This is a genomic window from Nocardia sp. NPDC051832 (assembly GCF_040681285.1).
GTDB lineage: Bacteria > Actinomycetota > Actinomycetes > Mycobacteriales > Mycobacteriaceae > Nocardia.
Window position 1 is genome coordinate 43,351 of the sequence record NZ_JBFAYL010000005.1, and the last position, 16,232, is coordinate 59,582.

Genomic DNA, 16,232 nt, shown 5'->3' on the forward strand with positions numbered 1-16,232 from the left:
AAACGCGTAGGGGTTCAAGCAGCCAGCACCCACAGCAACGCCGTTAGTGACACTCCGTCCGGTACCTGCCCGGATCGGATCAGGTGTCGAATCTCCCGCAGTGGTAGCCACTCGACTCGGTCGGATTCGAAGGGGTCCTGGGGATCGCCTAGGCGCGTCGCGCTTTCGGATCTATACAGGTGAACGGTTTGGTCGGACACGCCATTGGATGGGTGATAGCTGAGCATCGGTGTGAGAGGTCCAGACGCCCATCCCGTTTCCTCCAGTGTCTCCCTGGCCGCCGCTTGTTCAGGTGTCTCGCCGGCATCGATACCGCCGGCGGGGATCTCCCATCCCCAGGTGTCGGTGATGAACCGATGTCGCCACAGCAGAAGTATTCCTCGCTCAGGGTCGTGGACGACGGTGCCCGAGGCTTCCCGTGGGAAGCGCAGCACATGGTGCTCGAAACGTCCCCCGCCGGGTAATTCGATATCGGCCAACCGCAGACGAATCCACTCCGAATCGTAAATTCCCCGTTCGCCGTGCACTGTCCAACGCATCTGCGCACCTTACTTCTGAGAACGCATGGACTGACGGTGACCGGAGATCGTTCGCTGCACAAACATCGAACTCACCCACCTAGGCAACCGGGCATCCTGATTGCAGATCCGCGATCGGTAACGTCGGTCTGTCGCGCGGTGATACGGAGGGTGAATCCGCACGGTGATGGAGCAGTGGGATGTCCGACCAGACCGTAATGTCAAGGCGTCGTTGGGGTTATGCGCCGCAGAAGCTGAGAACCCACCTCGGTCTAGTAGCCTCGATCTACAACTGGGCGCTCGTTCTCTGCGCGTTCTACCTCTTGGGTGTGGTCTTGGGTTTCACACTTCTCTGGTACTTCGGTGAGTTGCCGACCGAGCCCTTCAATCCACAGCTTCCTCCGATCACGTCGCCCGTGCCGCCTACACCTCGCTGAACGAACCCGGCAGCCGAAAGAACGGTCCTCGCGTCTGAAGTATGGGAAGGTCTATCGAATGGAGTTCGGCCTGAGCGCTGTCCTGGTCGGAGTGCTGATAGTTGTCGGTGTGGCAGCGATCTCCGTCGCGAGGAACGATCGCCTCGGAACCTGGATGTATCGGACGGTCAAGCCGGTCCTGGCGTTGGTCTGCGCCGCGGTTCTGATTTGCCTTGTGCTGCTGGCGCTCCTGTATGGCGGATTCCTCCTTGTCGTCTTCTCGGCTGCTGCTTGAGCCGCAGTCAGCTCCTCGAAAAGGACTGGGATACAACAGATCCGGATCCGGCTGACGACCAGTTCTTGGCTACGATAACCAGCACGCCCCACGAGGGCATCGCAGGGTAACGCCACGTGTGCTGAGTGCGAAACCCATAATGCTTACGGGAGGGCGCAGTGAGGATTCTGTTCGTACACGGCACCGGCGTCAGACGCGCTCGCTTCGATGATGTCTTCGGCCTGGTCCGCAGGGAGCTCGAGCGGCGACTGCCCGATGCCGCGGTCGCGCCGTGCTTCTGGGGCGAGGAGCACGGGGCGTGGCTGGCGCACGGCGGCCAGTCGATCCCGCCGCGTCCGGGCGTGCGCGGAATCGACGGGGAGTTTGCCGTAACACCCCTGGACGAGGAAGTCGCCGAATGGGCGCTGCTGCAGGTGGATCCGCTGTGTGAATTGCGCGTGCTCGCGGCGCTCGGCGGGGAGGGCGAGGGGCAGTGGGTGCCCGGCGCGCAGGGCGAGGGCGCGCTTCTGGCCGAACGATTCGGCGAAATGACGCTCGACGACGAACTGACCGTACTGCTCGACGCCACCGCGCTGACCGAGCACTATCCGGCCGCTCAGGAATCCGTCGCCGCCGCTGCCGAGTTCGCCGACGCGTGCGAAGTGGCCGAGGATGCGGCCGCGGCGCGGGAAGTCGCCACCGCCACCGCCCGCGCGCTCGTCGCGAGCATGCTGGCCACCGCGGGTGACGCGGCCCTGTGCACCGGCTCGGAACGAGACCGCGTGGTGGACCTGCTGATCGATCGCCTCGGCGGCGGTGCCCGCATGCCCGGCGATCGGGTCCGCGCCGTCCTGGGCAAACTGGCGCTGCGCCTGACCACCCAACCCGCTCTGGACTATTGGCGGCGTTCGATCACCACGAAAGTCGTGCCACCCCTCGGCGATATCCTGCGCTACCAGGCGCGTGGCGGGCCGCTGCGCGAGTTCTTGCAGCGTCAGGTCGGCCCGGCCGAGCCGGTCGTCGTGCTCGCGCACAGCCTCGGCGGCATCGCCATGGTCGACCTGCTCGCCATGGCCGGCCCCGGCCAGGTGCGGTTGCTGGTCACCGTAGGCTCGCAGGCGCCGTTCCTGCACGAGCTCGGCGCCCTGACCAGCCTGAACCCCGGCGCGCGCCTGCCGGAGTCGTTCCCGCGGTGGCTCAACATCTTCGACCGTCAGGATCTGCTGTCCTTCCGTGCGGCGCCGATCTTCCCGGACGACGCGCGCGTCCGCGACCTCGAGGTGAGCAGCGGCGAGCCGTTCCCGGTCTCGCACAGCGCATACTGGAAGAACGCCGAGGTGTACGACGAGATCGTGGCCACGGTGAAGGCGCTGGAATGATGTCCGACCACAAGATCGCCCCGGAACGGGTATACGCCCTGATCGTAGGCGTCGAAGCCTACGACAACGGCTGGAAGCTGCCCGGCCCCGCTCGCGACGCGATGCGTTTCGCCGCCTGGCTGACCGGACTCGGCGTGCCGAGCGCGAACGTGCGGCTGCTGATTTCCCAGCTGGAGGAGCCGGCCGAACTCGCCGATCTGCCCGAGGCCCTGCGGTGCGCCATCCGGCAGGCCAACCAGCACAACGTCGACACCGCCCTCTTCGAGGACCTCAGCCAGCAGGACGGCGACGTGCTCTGGGTGTTCTGGGCGGGCCACGGCTTCATCGACCAGGACTGGCAGCTGATGCTGCCCTACGCCGATTCCCGCAAGCGGATGAAGCTGATGAACCTGGATTCGGTGCTGCGCACCCTGAAATCCAATCACCTGCCCGCGGGCCGGTTCTCCCGCCAGATCATCATCGGCGACGCCTGCCGCGTCCCGGTGCCGCCGAACCGCAAGCTGATTCAGGACGTCATGTCCTACGGTTCGGGCGCACCGGTGGTCGGCCGCCGTCAGTTCGTCGTGCACGCCTCCCGCCTCGGCGAGCCCGCCCAGAACAATGCCGCCGACCGTAGCGGCACCTTCAGCGAGGCGCTGCTGACCCGCCTCGGCGGGAAAACCCTCGACGAGAGCGTGCACGAACTCGTCGACATCATCCGCGCCGTGCGCACCGATCTCGAGCAGTTGCGCGCAGCCGGAAAGTCTTGGCAGATACCGACGTTCGAGATCGGCCGCGATTGGGACGGCTCCAGCCTGTTCGAGGACGGCTGGCGTGCGCCCCGCCGCATCACACTGGACCAGCCGGCCTGGGACGAACTCGGCGAGCTGCTCGGCGGCCGCGACCTGTCCCCGTCGACCTATGACGCCTACCGCTGGGCCTTCGAGGTCGCGGGCTGCGCGCTGCCGCCGGTGACCCGGCTGCCCAAACCGGACCTGATGGGTATCGTGCACGACCTGGCCAGCCGGCACGGCGGCCGCGCCATGCCGCTGGTGCTGCCGTTCGTGCGTTATCTGGCCGAGCGCACGGGGGATCCGAACCGGGCGGCGCTGCTGCGTGATTGGGTCCTCGACACCGGCGTGCGCCTGGGTGCCGATCCGATACCCGCCGTGCCCGCGCGCCCGCCGGGACCGAAAGCCCTGCACGTCGAGCTCACCCCGGCCAGCGCCGAGGACACCTACAGCGTGCGAATGTGGTTGTACCAGAAGAAGTTCGAGTGCATCTGGGATGCCACATCCCCGATCGAGCTGGACACCGTGCGCACCGAACTGGGCGCGCGCCTGGCAACGATGGTGGGCGGGGCGCCGACGGCGCTGGCGCGCTTGGAATTCCACGTCCCGTTCGAGCTGCTGACCGAGGGTTTCGAGGATTGGCTGGTGCCGTTGGGCCGCCGTGGTCGCCTCGTGCCGCTCGGCCACCATTTCGAGGTCCTGGTCCGCTGCCCGGACGAGCGCACCGGCATCGCCGGCGAACACTGGCTGCGTAAATGGAAATGGCTCGACGCGCACGGCGGCACCCACCCGGAAGCGGTGTACCTGCTCACCGAGGACGCGTCGAACTGTGGCAAGGGCAAGACGCTGCATACCGACGACCCGCCAGTCTGCGTGCTGGCCCCGGTCGACGCGGCGCATCTGACCGATGTCCTCGACGACATGCTCGACGGCGGCATCCCGATCGCGGTGTGGCCGCGCGGGCCGGACGCGGGCGCGGCCGCGGAAACCCTGCTCACCGACCCGGCCGACGAGGCCGCACGCCTGGACCTGCACGAGCTGCCCGCACTGCTACGCAAACTGCGCGCGCGCGAGCAATCCGGTCTCGCACTGCTGTGGGACGACCCGCATCGCCGCCCGGCCTCGAGATCGCTGGCCTGAAGCGCTGTTCGCGGCGCCGATCATGGCCCAGGATGGAATGGTGGTGGACCAAGCACAGGTTGGGGGCACGGTGAAGGACTGGTGGATCTACAAAGGGCCGGGCACGGTCGCCGAACGCTGGGCGCGGCTGGCCGGCGACGAGCCGCCGTGGCGGCGGTTTCCCGGCGTTGCCGACCCCGACTACCGCCCGCCCGGCATGGACAGTCCCGCCGGCGCCGAAACCGCCCGGCGCGGTGCTGGTTACGTGCCCGACGAAGTCGAGATCAATGCCGTCAACACCGCCCTGCTGCTGCGCCGGCCGCTGCTGGTCACCGGGAAACCGGGGGTCGGCAAGACCACGCTGGCGCACAGCATCGCGACCGACCTGGAGCTGGGCCCGGTGCTGCACTGGCCGATCACCAGCCGCAGCAGCCTGCGCGACGGGCTCTACCACTACGACGCGATCAGCCGCCTGCACGACGCCAACCTGCAACACCTGGTCAAACAGACTGTCCCGCAGCGCAATCCGAGGGTGCGCGGCGGCCGGCCCGCGGGGAGCCAGGCCGCTACGATCGCGCACTACCTGCGCCTGGGTTCGCTGGGCACCGCGCTGATCCCGCAGCCGCGCCCGCGGGTCGTGCTGATCGACGAGATCGACAAGAGCGATATCGATTTGCCCGGCGACCTGCTGACCGTCTTCGAGGACGGCTCCTTCGAAATCCCGGAACTGGCCCGCCTGGCGGCCCAGCAGCCACGAGTACGCGTCGGCACCCAGGACAGCGCCGCCCCCGAGGCGCGCGTCGACCGCGGCGCCGTCACCTGCTCGGCGTTCCCGATCATCATCATGACCAGCAACGGGGAACGTGATTTCCCGGCGCCGTTCCTGCGCCGCTGCATCCGGCTGCGCATCGAACCGCCCGCCGGAGACAAACTGCGCCAGATCGTGACCACACGTCTGGCGATCGCGCCGGGGGACAAGCGATTCGACGCGCTCATCGAGGATTTCCTCACCCGCCGCGCCGACGGCGACCTCGCCACCGACCAACTGCTCAACGCGATCCAGCTGCGCCTGAGCGGGGCCTGGGGCGACGCCGAAGACCACGAGGAATTCCTCGCGAACACTCTGCAGCCGCTGACCGGCCCGAACGTATGACAGCCGGATGATCGATCGGCTACTGCGGCTGCTCACCGACTCGGGCGCCGATATCGGGTCCGAGGAGCTGGCCGACATCCTGTGGTTGGCCGATCATGTCGCCGGGAACGAGCCCGGTGAAAAACCGGCGGCGGAAGAGACCTTCGCCGACCCGCCGCCGACCCGTCCGCACCCGCCGCGATCACCCGTCGAGGAACCGGCGACGACGCTCGGCCCACCCCTGTACCCGGCGACCCGGCCCACACCCGCCCGCACCGAGCAGCGCGGCGAGCGTGTGCGTGTGCGGCGGGCGCGCACCCTGCTGGAACCGCTCGCGGTCATGCGTGCCCTGTGCCCGCTGGGCCGCCGGGCGATCGGCGCGGGACGGCACGTCGAGCTCGACGAGGAAGCCACCGTCACCGCGAGCATCGATCAGCGCATGCTGGTGCCGGTGCTGCGCCCGGCCAAGGACCGCTGGCTCGACCTCACCCTCGTCGTGGACACGCACCACTCGATGCTGCTGTGGCACGACATGATTCGCGAGATCCGCCGCACCGTCTTGCAGACCGGCCTGTTCCGCGGCATCCGCACCTGGTACCTGCACCAGCCCACCGAGGCGGGCGGCCCGGCCATCTCGGCCACTCCGACCGGCCAGTCCCGCACCCCGCACGAGCTCGCCGATCCGGCCGGCAATCAGCTCATCCTGCTACTCACCGACACCGTCTCCGACGGGTGGACGCATCCGCGCATGCGGCAGGTCCTGCGCCAGTGGTGCACACACAGCACGGTCGCCATGGTCAACGTGCTGCCCGAACGGTTGTGGAACCGGGGCGCGGTCCGGCCGACTTCGCTACTCGTGCGGGCGCATGCACCGGCGGCCCCGAACGGTGTGTGGAGTATCCGCGCGGCCCGTCCCCGCCGCCGCGCTCGCGCCGTGCGCACCGCCGTCCCGATCGTCACCGTCGCACCGCACGCGCTCGGCGGGCTCGCGCGTCTTGTCGCCGGAGATGGGACCTGGCATCGCCTCAGCTGCCTGGACATCGAGTCCGAGAGTCACGTGCCCGCTCGGCCTGCCGCGAGTTCGGCAGTGCTGCAACACTTTCAGGCGACCGCGTCACCGGTGGCCCAGGAGCTGGCGGGATATCTGTCCGCGGTCCCGCTGACCTTGCCGGTCATGAATCTCGTTCGCGCGGTGATGGTTCCGGATGCCGATCACGGTCATCTCGCGGAAGTCGCGCTGAGCGGTTTGATCGAGGACTGGGACGACGAGATCGATCCCGATCGGGTGGAACTGCGGTTCCTGCCCGGGGTTCGGGAAGCGTTGCTCGGCTCGCAGCATCGGCACGACATCACCGCCACACAGGAACTCGTGCGGCGGGCGATCTCGGATTATCTGCGGGGGCCGAGCGATGCGGCCGGGGATTTCCCCGTGACGCAGGGGACTCCCGACGGGGTGTACCCGATTCCGGAGGACGCGAGTCCTTTCGCGCACGGGGCCGGAGCGCCGCGCGGCATCACGGTGCAGCCGGTCGAGGGGCAGATCGTGGTGCCCGACCACGTTCGGGTCGAGGTGACCGGTGCGTCCCCAGTGGTCATTGTCGGGCCCCCGGTGGTCCGCGCGACGGAATCCTATGTGGTGGAGGAGTTTCCGGAGCCGCTGGCGGACGAACCGGTCCGCCGGGACGCGGATCTGCTCGCGCCCCATCGACGTATCGTCCCGTTCGTCGGCCGTGACACCGAAATGCGCGAACTGATCGAATGGCGGGATCGATCGTGGCTGCCGCAGGAGAACCAGCCCCCGGGGTGGATTCGTCTTGTCGTGGGTGATCCCGGCGAGGGCAGGACCCGTCTGGCTGTCGAACTCGCCGCGGACGCCCGAGAACGCGGATGGGTGGTCTGGCAGGCGCGCCCGCACACGGACCTGGAACAGCGGGATTTCGACTGGTCCGGCGGCGATCGCGCGCAGGTGCTGCTTATCGTGGACGACTGCGACGCCTGGGAACTCCACGACCTCGTGCTCATGCTCGCGGAGATGCCGATGCGGGCTTCATTCCAGCTCCGGGCTCTGCTGGTGGCCGAGCCCGACCCGCATTGGCAGGCGACTTTGCGCGAGTCGCTGGTGAACGTGTTCGCGCCGAATGCGGTCGAGGGCGTCCCGCGGAGCAGGTGGGTCGGTCCGGACTATGGGCATCCACTGCGGCCGCTGGCGGCCACCAATGAGGAGCGCAGGCGGCTGTACAGCGTCGCTGCCCTTGCCTTCGCCGCACGTGCGGGCGTTCCTCCCGACGAGGTCGAAGAGGTGATCGCGGACGCCGAGGTCGAGGAATTCGGTGTGCTGGAGCGGTGTATCGACATTCAGGAAACCGCGCTGGCCCTGGTTCGGAATCTGGTCGAGGAACCGGCCAACCTGTGGACCGAGTCCGTCGATGTCCCCGACCGCTTCGTGCTGGTCACCGAGCGCGGCACCGTTTCCCGGGACGGTCTGGTTTTCGAGACCGGGTTCGTCGTCACCTCGCGTCTGGTTTTGACCAGCGCCCGCGCCGTGCGATCCGGGACATCGGTGGTACTGAGCCAGTTCGGTGTCTCCTCGGCGGGGGCCACCGCCGAGCCGGTTTGGGTGAATCCCGGACTGGGCGCGGCGCTCCTGGCACTGGACGAAGCACTGGCCGACATTCCCGACACCGCCATCGACTGGGCCGATCCCGACGACATTCCTGTTCGGCAACAGTGTCAACTGTTCGCGGCGGGCCTCGCGGATTCCGACGCGACCTCCGGTCCGGAACCCACCATCGCGTTCGGCGAGATCGAATTGCGCTCGGACCCCTCCGCACCGGTTTTCCTCGCGTTCGTGGGCGAGGAACGGGAGAGGATGAACCCGGATCTCGGAGCCAGCCCGGCGTTCTACAAACAGGCGCTGCTCGGCATCGTCTCCGGTGTCGTGCCGGACATTCGGCTACGGGGCATCGGCGAACTCCTGCGAGATCCTGACTTCGCCACTCTCGCGGGCCCGCATTTCCGCCAGGTCTATCCGGCGACTCCGCTCGACGCCGGGGCCGACGACGCGACGTCGGACCCGCAGGTCAGCACGGCCAGGCCGCCGTGGGTCCCGATCATCGGCGAAGCCGAACCGCGATCCATTGGGCCGCAGCCACTACCGCCCCCTGCCGAGCAGTCCTCGGACGATCAGGACGCGCCTGCTGAGAAGCGAGTCGCGGACACCCCGGCGGCTGACGTCGCGGCCCCGGGTCTGTCCGCCTTGACCGTGCCGGAATTGCGTACCTTCGCCAGCGCTTTCGGCGTCGACAGAGTCCACCGCCTGCGCAAGCAGGAGCTGATCACGGCCATCGAGGAATACGTGAACCAGCGTCCCGCGCCAGGCCAGGCATGGACCCAGGATGACATTGCCCAAGTCGGTGTGGCCGCGCTGACCCGCGCGCAATTGCGTACCCTCGCCGGGGCGTTCGGCATCAAGGTCACCAGCGGCATGCGCAAGGCCGAGTTGATCACGGCGATCGACGCCTACATTGCGCATCGCCGCGAATTGACAACGGCGATAGAAGAATTCGTAGCGAACCGCAGTGCGCCTCCCGACGCGGACAATGGGCCGGTGCCCAGCGGCCACACTGCTGCGGAGGCAGGGAGGCCGGCGCCCAGCGGCGACACTGCTGCGGAGTCAGGGACGGGAGCAGCGGGCGGCGAGGCGGTGGCGGGGTCGGGCGCGCACAGCAGCGGCCGTCGGCCAGAAGGTGATCTGCGGCCTCGCGATCCGGATCTCGCGGCACTCTCCAATGCGGACTTGCGCGCCTTCGCAAGGGTTTTCGGCGCGGGCGACAGCACGGGCACGGACCGCGAGGAGATGATCGCGACGATCTCCCGGTACCTCGATGCCGATGCGTCGACCCCGGCCCCCACCGTCGTGCAGACGCGTTTGGCCGCTCTCACCGTTGCCCAACAGCGAACTCTGGCAGGCGCACTCTACATCGACGGTGCCCCGGTCATGCGCCCGCGAGACCTGCGCCAGTCGATCGCCGAGGACCTCCAGCGGCGGCGCTCGCGGATACCGCCCATGCCGGTCGCCGCGCCGGGTCTCCCGGCATTGTCCGCGCCGCAGTTGCGCGGGCTGGCCGGTGCCTTCGGCATCGAGGGTGCCAAGTCCATGGACGAGGGCGAGTTGATCGCGGCGATTCGGGAGTACATCGACGCGGGGCCGCCGAGCGTCGGCCTCACTCCGGTGGTCGTCCGGTCGGGCTTCGGTCGTATGAACCGAGCCGAATTGCGCGCCATCGCAGCAGCGTTCGGCCTCACCGACGTCGACGACCTACCCAACGCGGGGTTGCTCACGGCGATCAACGACTACGTGAAGCGGCGGCGGACGATGGTCGCGGCACTACGCGGCTCGCCGACCCAGACGGCGCCTGCCGGTACCGAGTTGGCGAATTCGTCCTGGGAAGAGCTGGCGGACCACCTGTGGCTCAGCAGCACCATGGCCGCGGGCGCGAACGAGCCGACCGCTGCGAGTGGGCAGCAGCCGGACCAGACACGCGCCGAAGGGTCCCGTGCGGAGCCGCGACCGCGGGTCCTCATCGCGGGGATCTGCGAAACCCCGGCTGCCGAACGGCAAGTGCTGGTGCTGCGAGACCTGTTGCTGCACAACGGAATTGAGACGACGTCCGTTCTCCCGAACCCCGACCTGGCGGGACCCTGGGAAGCGGAGTTGCAGCAGGCCGTCCGCTTCGCCGACTGGGTGCTCGTCGCGGTAGCCGGCCACACGCAGACCAACCGCGGTCGTGACCGGTTCTTCCGCTACTTCCGCGCGCTCGATCGCAGCCTGACCGAGGTCTCGATGTCCCGCGAGGTGATGTCCCTGGAACATGTTGTGCCCGTGATCCTCCCCGGCGGCACCCTCGCCGACCGCCCATACTTCGTCCGGGGTATTCGAGCGCTGGAGATCGACGAGCTCGACGAGACCGGGGTGCGCCCGCTGGTCGACATACTCACCAGAAGCGCCGAGACCTTCTCCGAGGGATCCGCGACTGAGGTGAACGAGGAAATCAGCTCACCTCGGACCGACGCGGATCCAGCCGATCCGGCGTCCGCCGCCGACTCGAAAACGGCGCGGACGGCGTTGACGCGCATGTCGATATCGCAGTTGCGGAGATTCGCAACGGCACTTGCCGTCGACGGAGCCGAGAGTTTGCCGAAGGCCGAATTGGCTGCTGCCATTGCCGCACTCGGGAACCGTCAGCCGTCATCGAGTGCCGGTCCGGCCCACGACGAGGTGGCGGTAGCGCGGTCCCGGCTCAGTGGGATACTGCTGGCCGATTTGCGCACCCTCGCGTGGGCGCTCGGCATCCAGGGTGTCACCCGCCTGCGCAAGGGTGAATTGATCACTGCCATCATGCGATTCGAACAGGGACCGAACGATACCGGGGGAGCGGTGGCCGCCGAGGACAGCGAGCGGCTGCTGGCCGAACAGCTCGCCACGCTAGGGCCGGATCATCCCGATACTCTGCGTACCCGACTCAATGTCGCGATCGCGCAGGACGCAGGTGAGGGGCTGTCGTTCGCGGAAGACCCCCTGGGTGTCCTTTTCACGGATTTGGTGCGGGTGCTGGGTGCGCACGATCCGGAAACGGTGCGGGCGATGGCCTACCTGGAACGCCGGGTGACCGAACTGCGGCGGGAGGAGGGTCCGGGCCACGCCGCTGTCCTTTTCGCTCGCGGTCGCCTTGCGGACGCGCGGGCCGCGGTCGGCGATGTCCGTGCGGCGCTTCGTGAGTACGAGCGGCTGGCCGAGGATTTCCAGCGTGCGCTGGGAATCGGTCATCCGGCCGCGCTCGATGTCCGTTTCCGGCAGGCGGTGCTGTTGCGCGACAGCGGTGATCTCCCAGCGGCGGCAAGCCTTCTCCAAAGGCTGTCGCAGGACACGCGAGGAGTCGACCAGCCGGACTTCCTGCGCGTTCTTCGCGAGCTAGCCGGGGTGCGTTTCGAGATCGCCGAGGAGAGAGGCGGCGCGGAGGTTTACCGCGCGGCCATCGCCGAGTACGAGCAGTTGATCCGGGAGTCGGAGCGGCTGCTGGGTGCCGACCACGACGAGACCTTGCGCGCGCGAGCCGATCTCGCGGAAGTCCATGGTGCGAGCGGTGATCCGGCCGCGGCCGCTGAGATCCTGCTGGAGTTGTGGAGCGATCTGGCGCTGACGAAAGGCCCGAACGACCCGCAGACTCTGCGGGTACGAACCGAACTCGCCGTGTGGCGTGGCAAGAGCGGGGATGCGGCCGCCGCAGTGCGGGATCTGGGGGCGGTGTGGAGTGCGCAGACGGATACGCTCGGGTTCGATCATCCGGAAACCGTTGCTACGCAACGACAGCTCGCGATCTGGCAGGAGCGGGCCGGGGATCTGAGCGGCGCGCTGGCGCAGACCCAGCGATTACTGTCGCAGTTGGACGAGGTGGCCGCTGCCGACAAGCTCGACCTGTGGCAGGACTACGGGCGGCTGCGCGCACAGGTGGGTGACATCGTGGGCGCGATCGACACCTTGCAGGAACTGCTCGACGCACGCGCGCGCGAACTCGGTCCGGGCAATGAAGAGTCGTTCGCGGTACGCGAGCAACTCGTTGCGCTGCGCGAAGAAGGCGGAGACCGGGATGGCGCGATCCGGGAATTGCAGAGCCTGCTCGCGGACCGGGAGCGCCTGCTCGGCCCGGATCACCCTGATGTCGAGGGCAACCGAGCCCGCCTCGCCCGGGCGATCGCCGCACGAGACGCGGGACAGAACCGGCCTCCGTCCTGATTGCGATCCGGCTGCCGTCGGGTTCCGCGAACTCGGGGCGCGGCTGAGCTTTCGGCTGCGGGCCGTACGGGGCGAAACCAGGTTCCTCATCGTGCAAATGACCACGCCGCCATCAGCGAAAACTCTTCGCGCCAGAACGCGTCGCCGTGAGATCCGACCCGCTCGTTGAGCACGACATCTGCCCCGGCATCCCGGAGCGCGTCTGCCCATCGGGCCGCATTCTGGCGGAAGAACGGCTCCAGCGTGCCGGCGACGAGGTAGGTCCGCGGAAGCGAGCTCGGCAGGTCGGCAGGTGGACGGTAGCCTCCGCCGGGGGAGGCGCACCAGACGGAGCCGTAGAGGTCGGGATGCCGAATCCCCACCGCCAGCGCCAGTTCTCCGCCGGCCGAGACACCGCAGACCACGGTCCGCTCGGCGGGCAAGGCTATCCCGAACCGCGACCGCACCCATCGGCCGACCTCTTCGCAGAAGAACCGCTCGTGCGCTGAGAATCGCGCCGGATCGAAGCCCGGTGAGTACTCGTGCAGCCGCACGGTCTCATCGGCCGCGCGGTGTACACCGACAACCACCGTAGCCGGGACATCTGCGGCCTCGAGATCAGCGCCCCACTGCGAGATCAACTCGCCGTCACCGGCATACACGATCGCCCCGGGCCGATCCGGCGGGACATAAACTGTGACCTGGCGACCGCCGTCGTAGCCGAAGGTCTCGGTGACCAGATCACCCGCGATGGACATCGTCGATTCCTCCGGGACGGCGGTGGCGTCGGCAAGACGACGCAGACTGTACCCGTCTCAGCGGCTACCTGGCCTCTGCAAGGGGAAGCGGTAGGTCGGCCCCGCTCACGAGGTGGTCCACTCTGCCGTGCGATACCGGTAGTGATCCAGATCGAAATGCCTTGCCCGCCACCATGCTTCGAGCATCGTCGAGGGGCGCAGCAGCGGTGCGTCGCCATGCCGGTCGAAGTAGTAGCTGTTGGAGCTCGCGCAGTTGTTGGCGAAGAACACGGTGTTGCGCATCCGGCGCAAGGTACGGCGGAAGTACTCGTCGTGGTGCTCCTGCCGGATCTCGGCGCTGACCGCACCCCGTTGCCGAGTCTCGGTCATCACCCGAATCGCATGGGTTACTTGATATTCGATCATGAAAAGCCAGGACGTGCCGATCACCGAGTACGGGGCGAAGGTCTGGAAGAGGTTGGGGAACCCCGGCACCGTATTGCCCTCATAGGCCTGCAACCGTTGCTCTTCCCAGAATTTGCCGAGGTCCTGCCCGCCGCGGCCGATGGTCGGCACCTTGGGCATGTTCTCGGCCTCGGTCACCAGGAATCCGGTCGCGCACACGATCGCGTCGACCTCCCGGTGCACCCCGTCGGCCGTGCGGATGCCGGTGGCCGTCACCTGTTCGATCGGCGCGGTGACCAGTTCGGCGCCGCCGCGCCCGAAGGCACGGAAGTACTTGTTGGACATGGTCGGTCGCTTGCAGCCGAAACCGTACTGCGGGGTCAGCTGTCGGCGCAGCCGCGGATCGGAAACCTGCGACCGCAGGTAGAGCCGGCCCAACGCCTCGACGGCACGGGTCAGCGGTTTCAACTGCCGGTTGTACACCGCGCCCAGCGTCATCAGCGCCTCCGTCGCCGCCGATGCCAGAAGGTACAAGCCGGTATGCAGGCCAGGAGCGCGCTCGAGCGCGGTGCGAGCGGCTCGCGGTATCGGCAGGTCCGCCTTCGGCATGACCCAGATGGGCGTCCGCTGGTAGACGAAAGTGGCGGCGGCATGCTCGGTCAGCCACGGCACGATTTGCACGGCGCTGGCCCCGGTGCCGATCAGCGCGATCCGGGTACCGGGAACGTCGAGATCCTGTGGCCAGCGCGCGGAATGCGCCACCGGCCCCTGGAAGGAGTCGAGACCGGGGATGTCGGGCAGCTTCGGCTCGGTGAGACCGCCGAGCGCCGAGATCACGTACCGCGCGGTGATCAGGCCGCCCGAGGTCCGCACCCGCCACCACCCGCGGTCCTCGTCGTATTCGAGTCGTTCGACCACCGTGCCGAACCGGCAGCGTTCACGCAGCGCGTACTTATCGGCGAAATGCTCTATGTACCTGCGGATTTCCTCGCCCGGCGCGTACACCCGAGTCCACTGCGAATACTTGTCGAACGAGAACTGGTACGCGAGGGCGGGCACGTCGACGGCGACCTCGGGATAGACGTTGTCCCGCCAGGTACCGCCGAGGGCCTGGGTGCCTTCGATGATCACGAAGTCGGCTATTTCGGCTCGGGTGAGCATCGCGCCGGCGCCGAGTCCGCCGAGCCCCCCGCCGAGAACGGCCACTTCGTAATCGGGTGCAACTGCTGCGATCATGAACGCTCCTACTTACGGCGGTGTCATATTGGACAGTAAAGGCCGCCGTCGAGGAGGTCAACAGTCGAATTCGGTACCGGAGGGCCGCGCCCTCAGCGCGGCCACGCCCGGGCCACCTGCCGGGCCAGCGTAGAGATCACCGTCGCGACCCGCTCGGGCGGGAAGCGCTCGGGGTCCTCGAGCACCAGCCGGGCCGCGGACTCGGCCCCGGCGATGATCGACAACGCCGCCATCTCGGCGTCGACCTCGGCCCCGCCGTAGGGTTCGGGCAGCGAGCGCACTGCGAATCGCACCTGTTCGAGGACCAGGCGGCGCAACGCGTCGATGTCATCGCGGACCTGCAACGGCGCACCCAGCGGCGAGGTCAGCATGAACCGCCAGGTGCGTGGCGCCGCCGCCACGCTGTCGAGGTATTCGCGCAGAAACGCCACGAACAAGCCTTCGGGGTCCTCGTTGTCCGCGGCGGCGGCGGTGGTGCAGCGGACGACCAGCTCGACGGTCTTCTGGTGCTCGCGGGCGACCAGGTCGGCGAGGAGCTGCTCGTGGTCGCGGTAGTACTCGTACAGGGCGGGTCGGGTCACGCCGAGGCTGCGCGCGATCGACTGCATCGTGCAGCCCGGAAAGCCCTGTGCTACAACGAGATCTAGTGCGGCGTCGAGGATCTGCTCACGTCGCTCGCGTTGCGCGGAGCGGCCGTGTCCGGTCCGGCCTGTGGGTGGCATCGCTGGTATGTCCCCTTTCAGTCCGGGTCGGCGGCGAGCAACTTCCCCGCCGCGGTGATGGTCGTCGAGTAGAAATCCACGACGCGCTGTGGGGGATAGCGGTCGGGGTCTTCGAGCACCAGCCGGCTCGCCATCTCCGCGAAGCCGATCACCAGATGCGAGGCGACCTCGACATCGAGATCGCCGGGCACCCGGCCGGTGGCGGCGAGTTCGGTTTGTACCGCGGCGAGCCGGGTGCGCAGGCTCTCGCGGTGCGCGGAGATCCACTGCCGCACGGTTTCCGGCAGGCCGGCGGCTCCGGAGAAGACCAGCCGCCAGGTATCGGGGTGGCGAACCACCAGTGCGAGGAAGTTTCCGATGATGCTGTCGAGATCGAAATCGGCGACGCGAGCGGCGATTTCGGCGGGGAAGACCGAGTCGATCTGGGCGGTGACGCGCTGCCCCTCGCGCTCCAGCAATGCCAGCAGCAGGTCGTCGGTGCCCTGGAAGGCGTCATAGAAGACCGGGCGGGTCACTTCGGCGCGGCGGGTGATGGCCATGACGCTTACCGATTGGAAACCGGATTCGGCGATCTGGCGCATGGCGGCGTCCATCAGTTGCTCCCGGCGCTCGGGGAGGGTCAACCGCGGTGCGTATCGCCGTTTGGCGCGAGTGTTCCGCCCCGCCGTCACGGCCACCTCTTCCGGTCGAATCCGAGTTTGCCTCCTGGCAACGGCCTGAGAACAGGCGTGCTCGACTTTATCACCCGGCCA

Annotated in this window: 10 protein-coding genes; 5 read left to right on the forward strand and 5 right to left on the reverse strand. The window is 68.1% G+C overall.

Going from position 1 to position 16,232, the window contains the following annotated elements:
* Positions 1-14: 14 nt before the first annotated feature.
* A complete protein-coding gene (locus tag AB0M14_RS29825; RefSeq protein ID WP_365000653.1) occupies positions 15-539 on the reverse strand; it encodes an NUDIX hydrolase in 525 nt (174 codons plus the stop codon).
* 474 nt (positions 540-1,013) lie between these two features.
* Between AB0M14_RS29825 and AB0M14_RS29830 the strand changes: the two genes are divergently transcribed.
* The 5 genes from AB0M14_RS29830 to AB0M14_RS29850 all read left to right on the forward strand — a co-directional run bounded on the left by AB0M14_RS29830 (position 1,014) and on the right by AB0M14_RS29850 (position 12,401).
* A complete protein-coding gene (locus tag AB0M14_RS29830; RefSeq protein ID WP_365000656.1) occupies positions 1,014-1,229 on the forward strand; it encodes a hypothetical protein in 216 nt (71 codons plus the stop codon).
* A 158-nt stretch (positions 1,230-1,387) separates the two neighbouring features.
* A complete protein-coding gene (locus AB0M14_RS29835; protein WP_365000659.1) occupies positions 1,388-2,587 on the forward strand; it encodes a hypothetical protein in 1,200 nt (399 codons plus the stop codon).
* Positions 2,587-4,497: a caspase family protein gene (locus tag AB0M14_RS29840; protein ID WP_365000662.1), complete on the forward strand. Its 1,911-nt coding sequence runs from the start codon at positions 2,587-2,589 to the stop codon at positions 4,495-4,497. Before AB0M14_RS29835 ends, AB0M14_RS29840 begins: the two co-directional genes overlap by 1 nt.
* A gap of 22 nt (positions 4,498-4,519) precedes the next feature.
* Positions 4,520-5,629 (forward strand): MoxR family ATPase, encoded by a 1,110-nt coding sequence (locus AB0M14_RS29845; protein ID WP_365000664.1) that lies wholly within the window; start codon positions 4,520-4,522, stop codon positions 5,627-5,629.
* Between the two features lie 7 nt (positions 5,630-5,636).
* Positions 5,637-12,401 carry an SAV_2336 N-terminal domain-related protein gene (locus AB0M14_RS29850; protein WP_365000667.1) on the forward strand — a complete coding sequence of 2,255 codons (6,765 nt, stop codon included), beginning with the start codon at positions 5,637-5,639 and terminating at the stop codon, positions 12,399-12,401.
* Between the two features lie 86 nt (positions 12,402-12,487).
* Here the strand turns inward: AB0M14_RS29850 and AB0M14_RS29855 are convergent, their stop codons facing one another.
* The 4 genes from AB0M14_RS29855 to AB0M14_RS29870 all read right to left on the reverse strand — a co-directional run bounded on the left by AB0M14_RS29855 (position 12,488) and on the right by AB0M14_RS29870 (position 16,151).
* Entirely contained in the window at positions 12,488-13,138 is a 651-nt protein-coding gene (locus AB0M14_RS29855) for an alpha/beta hydrolase-fold protein (protein ID WP_365000669.1), read from the reverse strand.
* A gap of 105 nt (positions 13,139-13,243) precedes the next feature.
* Positions 13,244-14,758, reverse strand: a complete 1,515-nt coding sequence (locus tag AB0M14_RS29860; RefSeq protein WP_365000672.1) for an NAD(P)/FAD-dependent oxidoreductase — start codon at positions 14,756-14,758, stop codon at positions 13,244-13,246.
* Between the two features lie 92 nt (positions 14,759-14,850).
* Positions 14,851-15,480, reverse strand: coding sequence for a TetR/AcrR family transcriptional regulator (locus tag AB0M14_RS29865; protein ID WP_365000675.1), 630 nt, complete (start codon positions 15,478-15,480; stop codon positions 14,851-14,853).
* A gap of 17 nt (positions 15,481-15,497) precedes the next feature.
* On the reverse strand, positions 15,498-16,151 hold the full coding sequence (locus AB0M14_RS29870; RefSeq protein WP_365000678.1) for a TetR/AcrR family transcriptional regulator: 654 nt from the start codon (positions 16,149-16,151) through the stop codon (positions 15,498-15,500).
* Between the last annotated feature and the right edge of the window lie 81 nt (positions 16,152-16,232).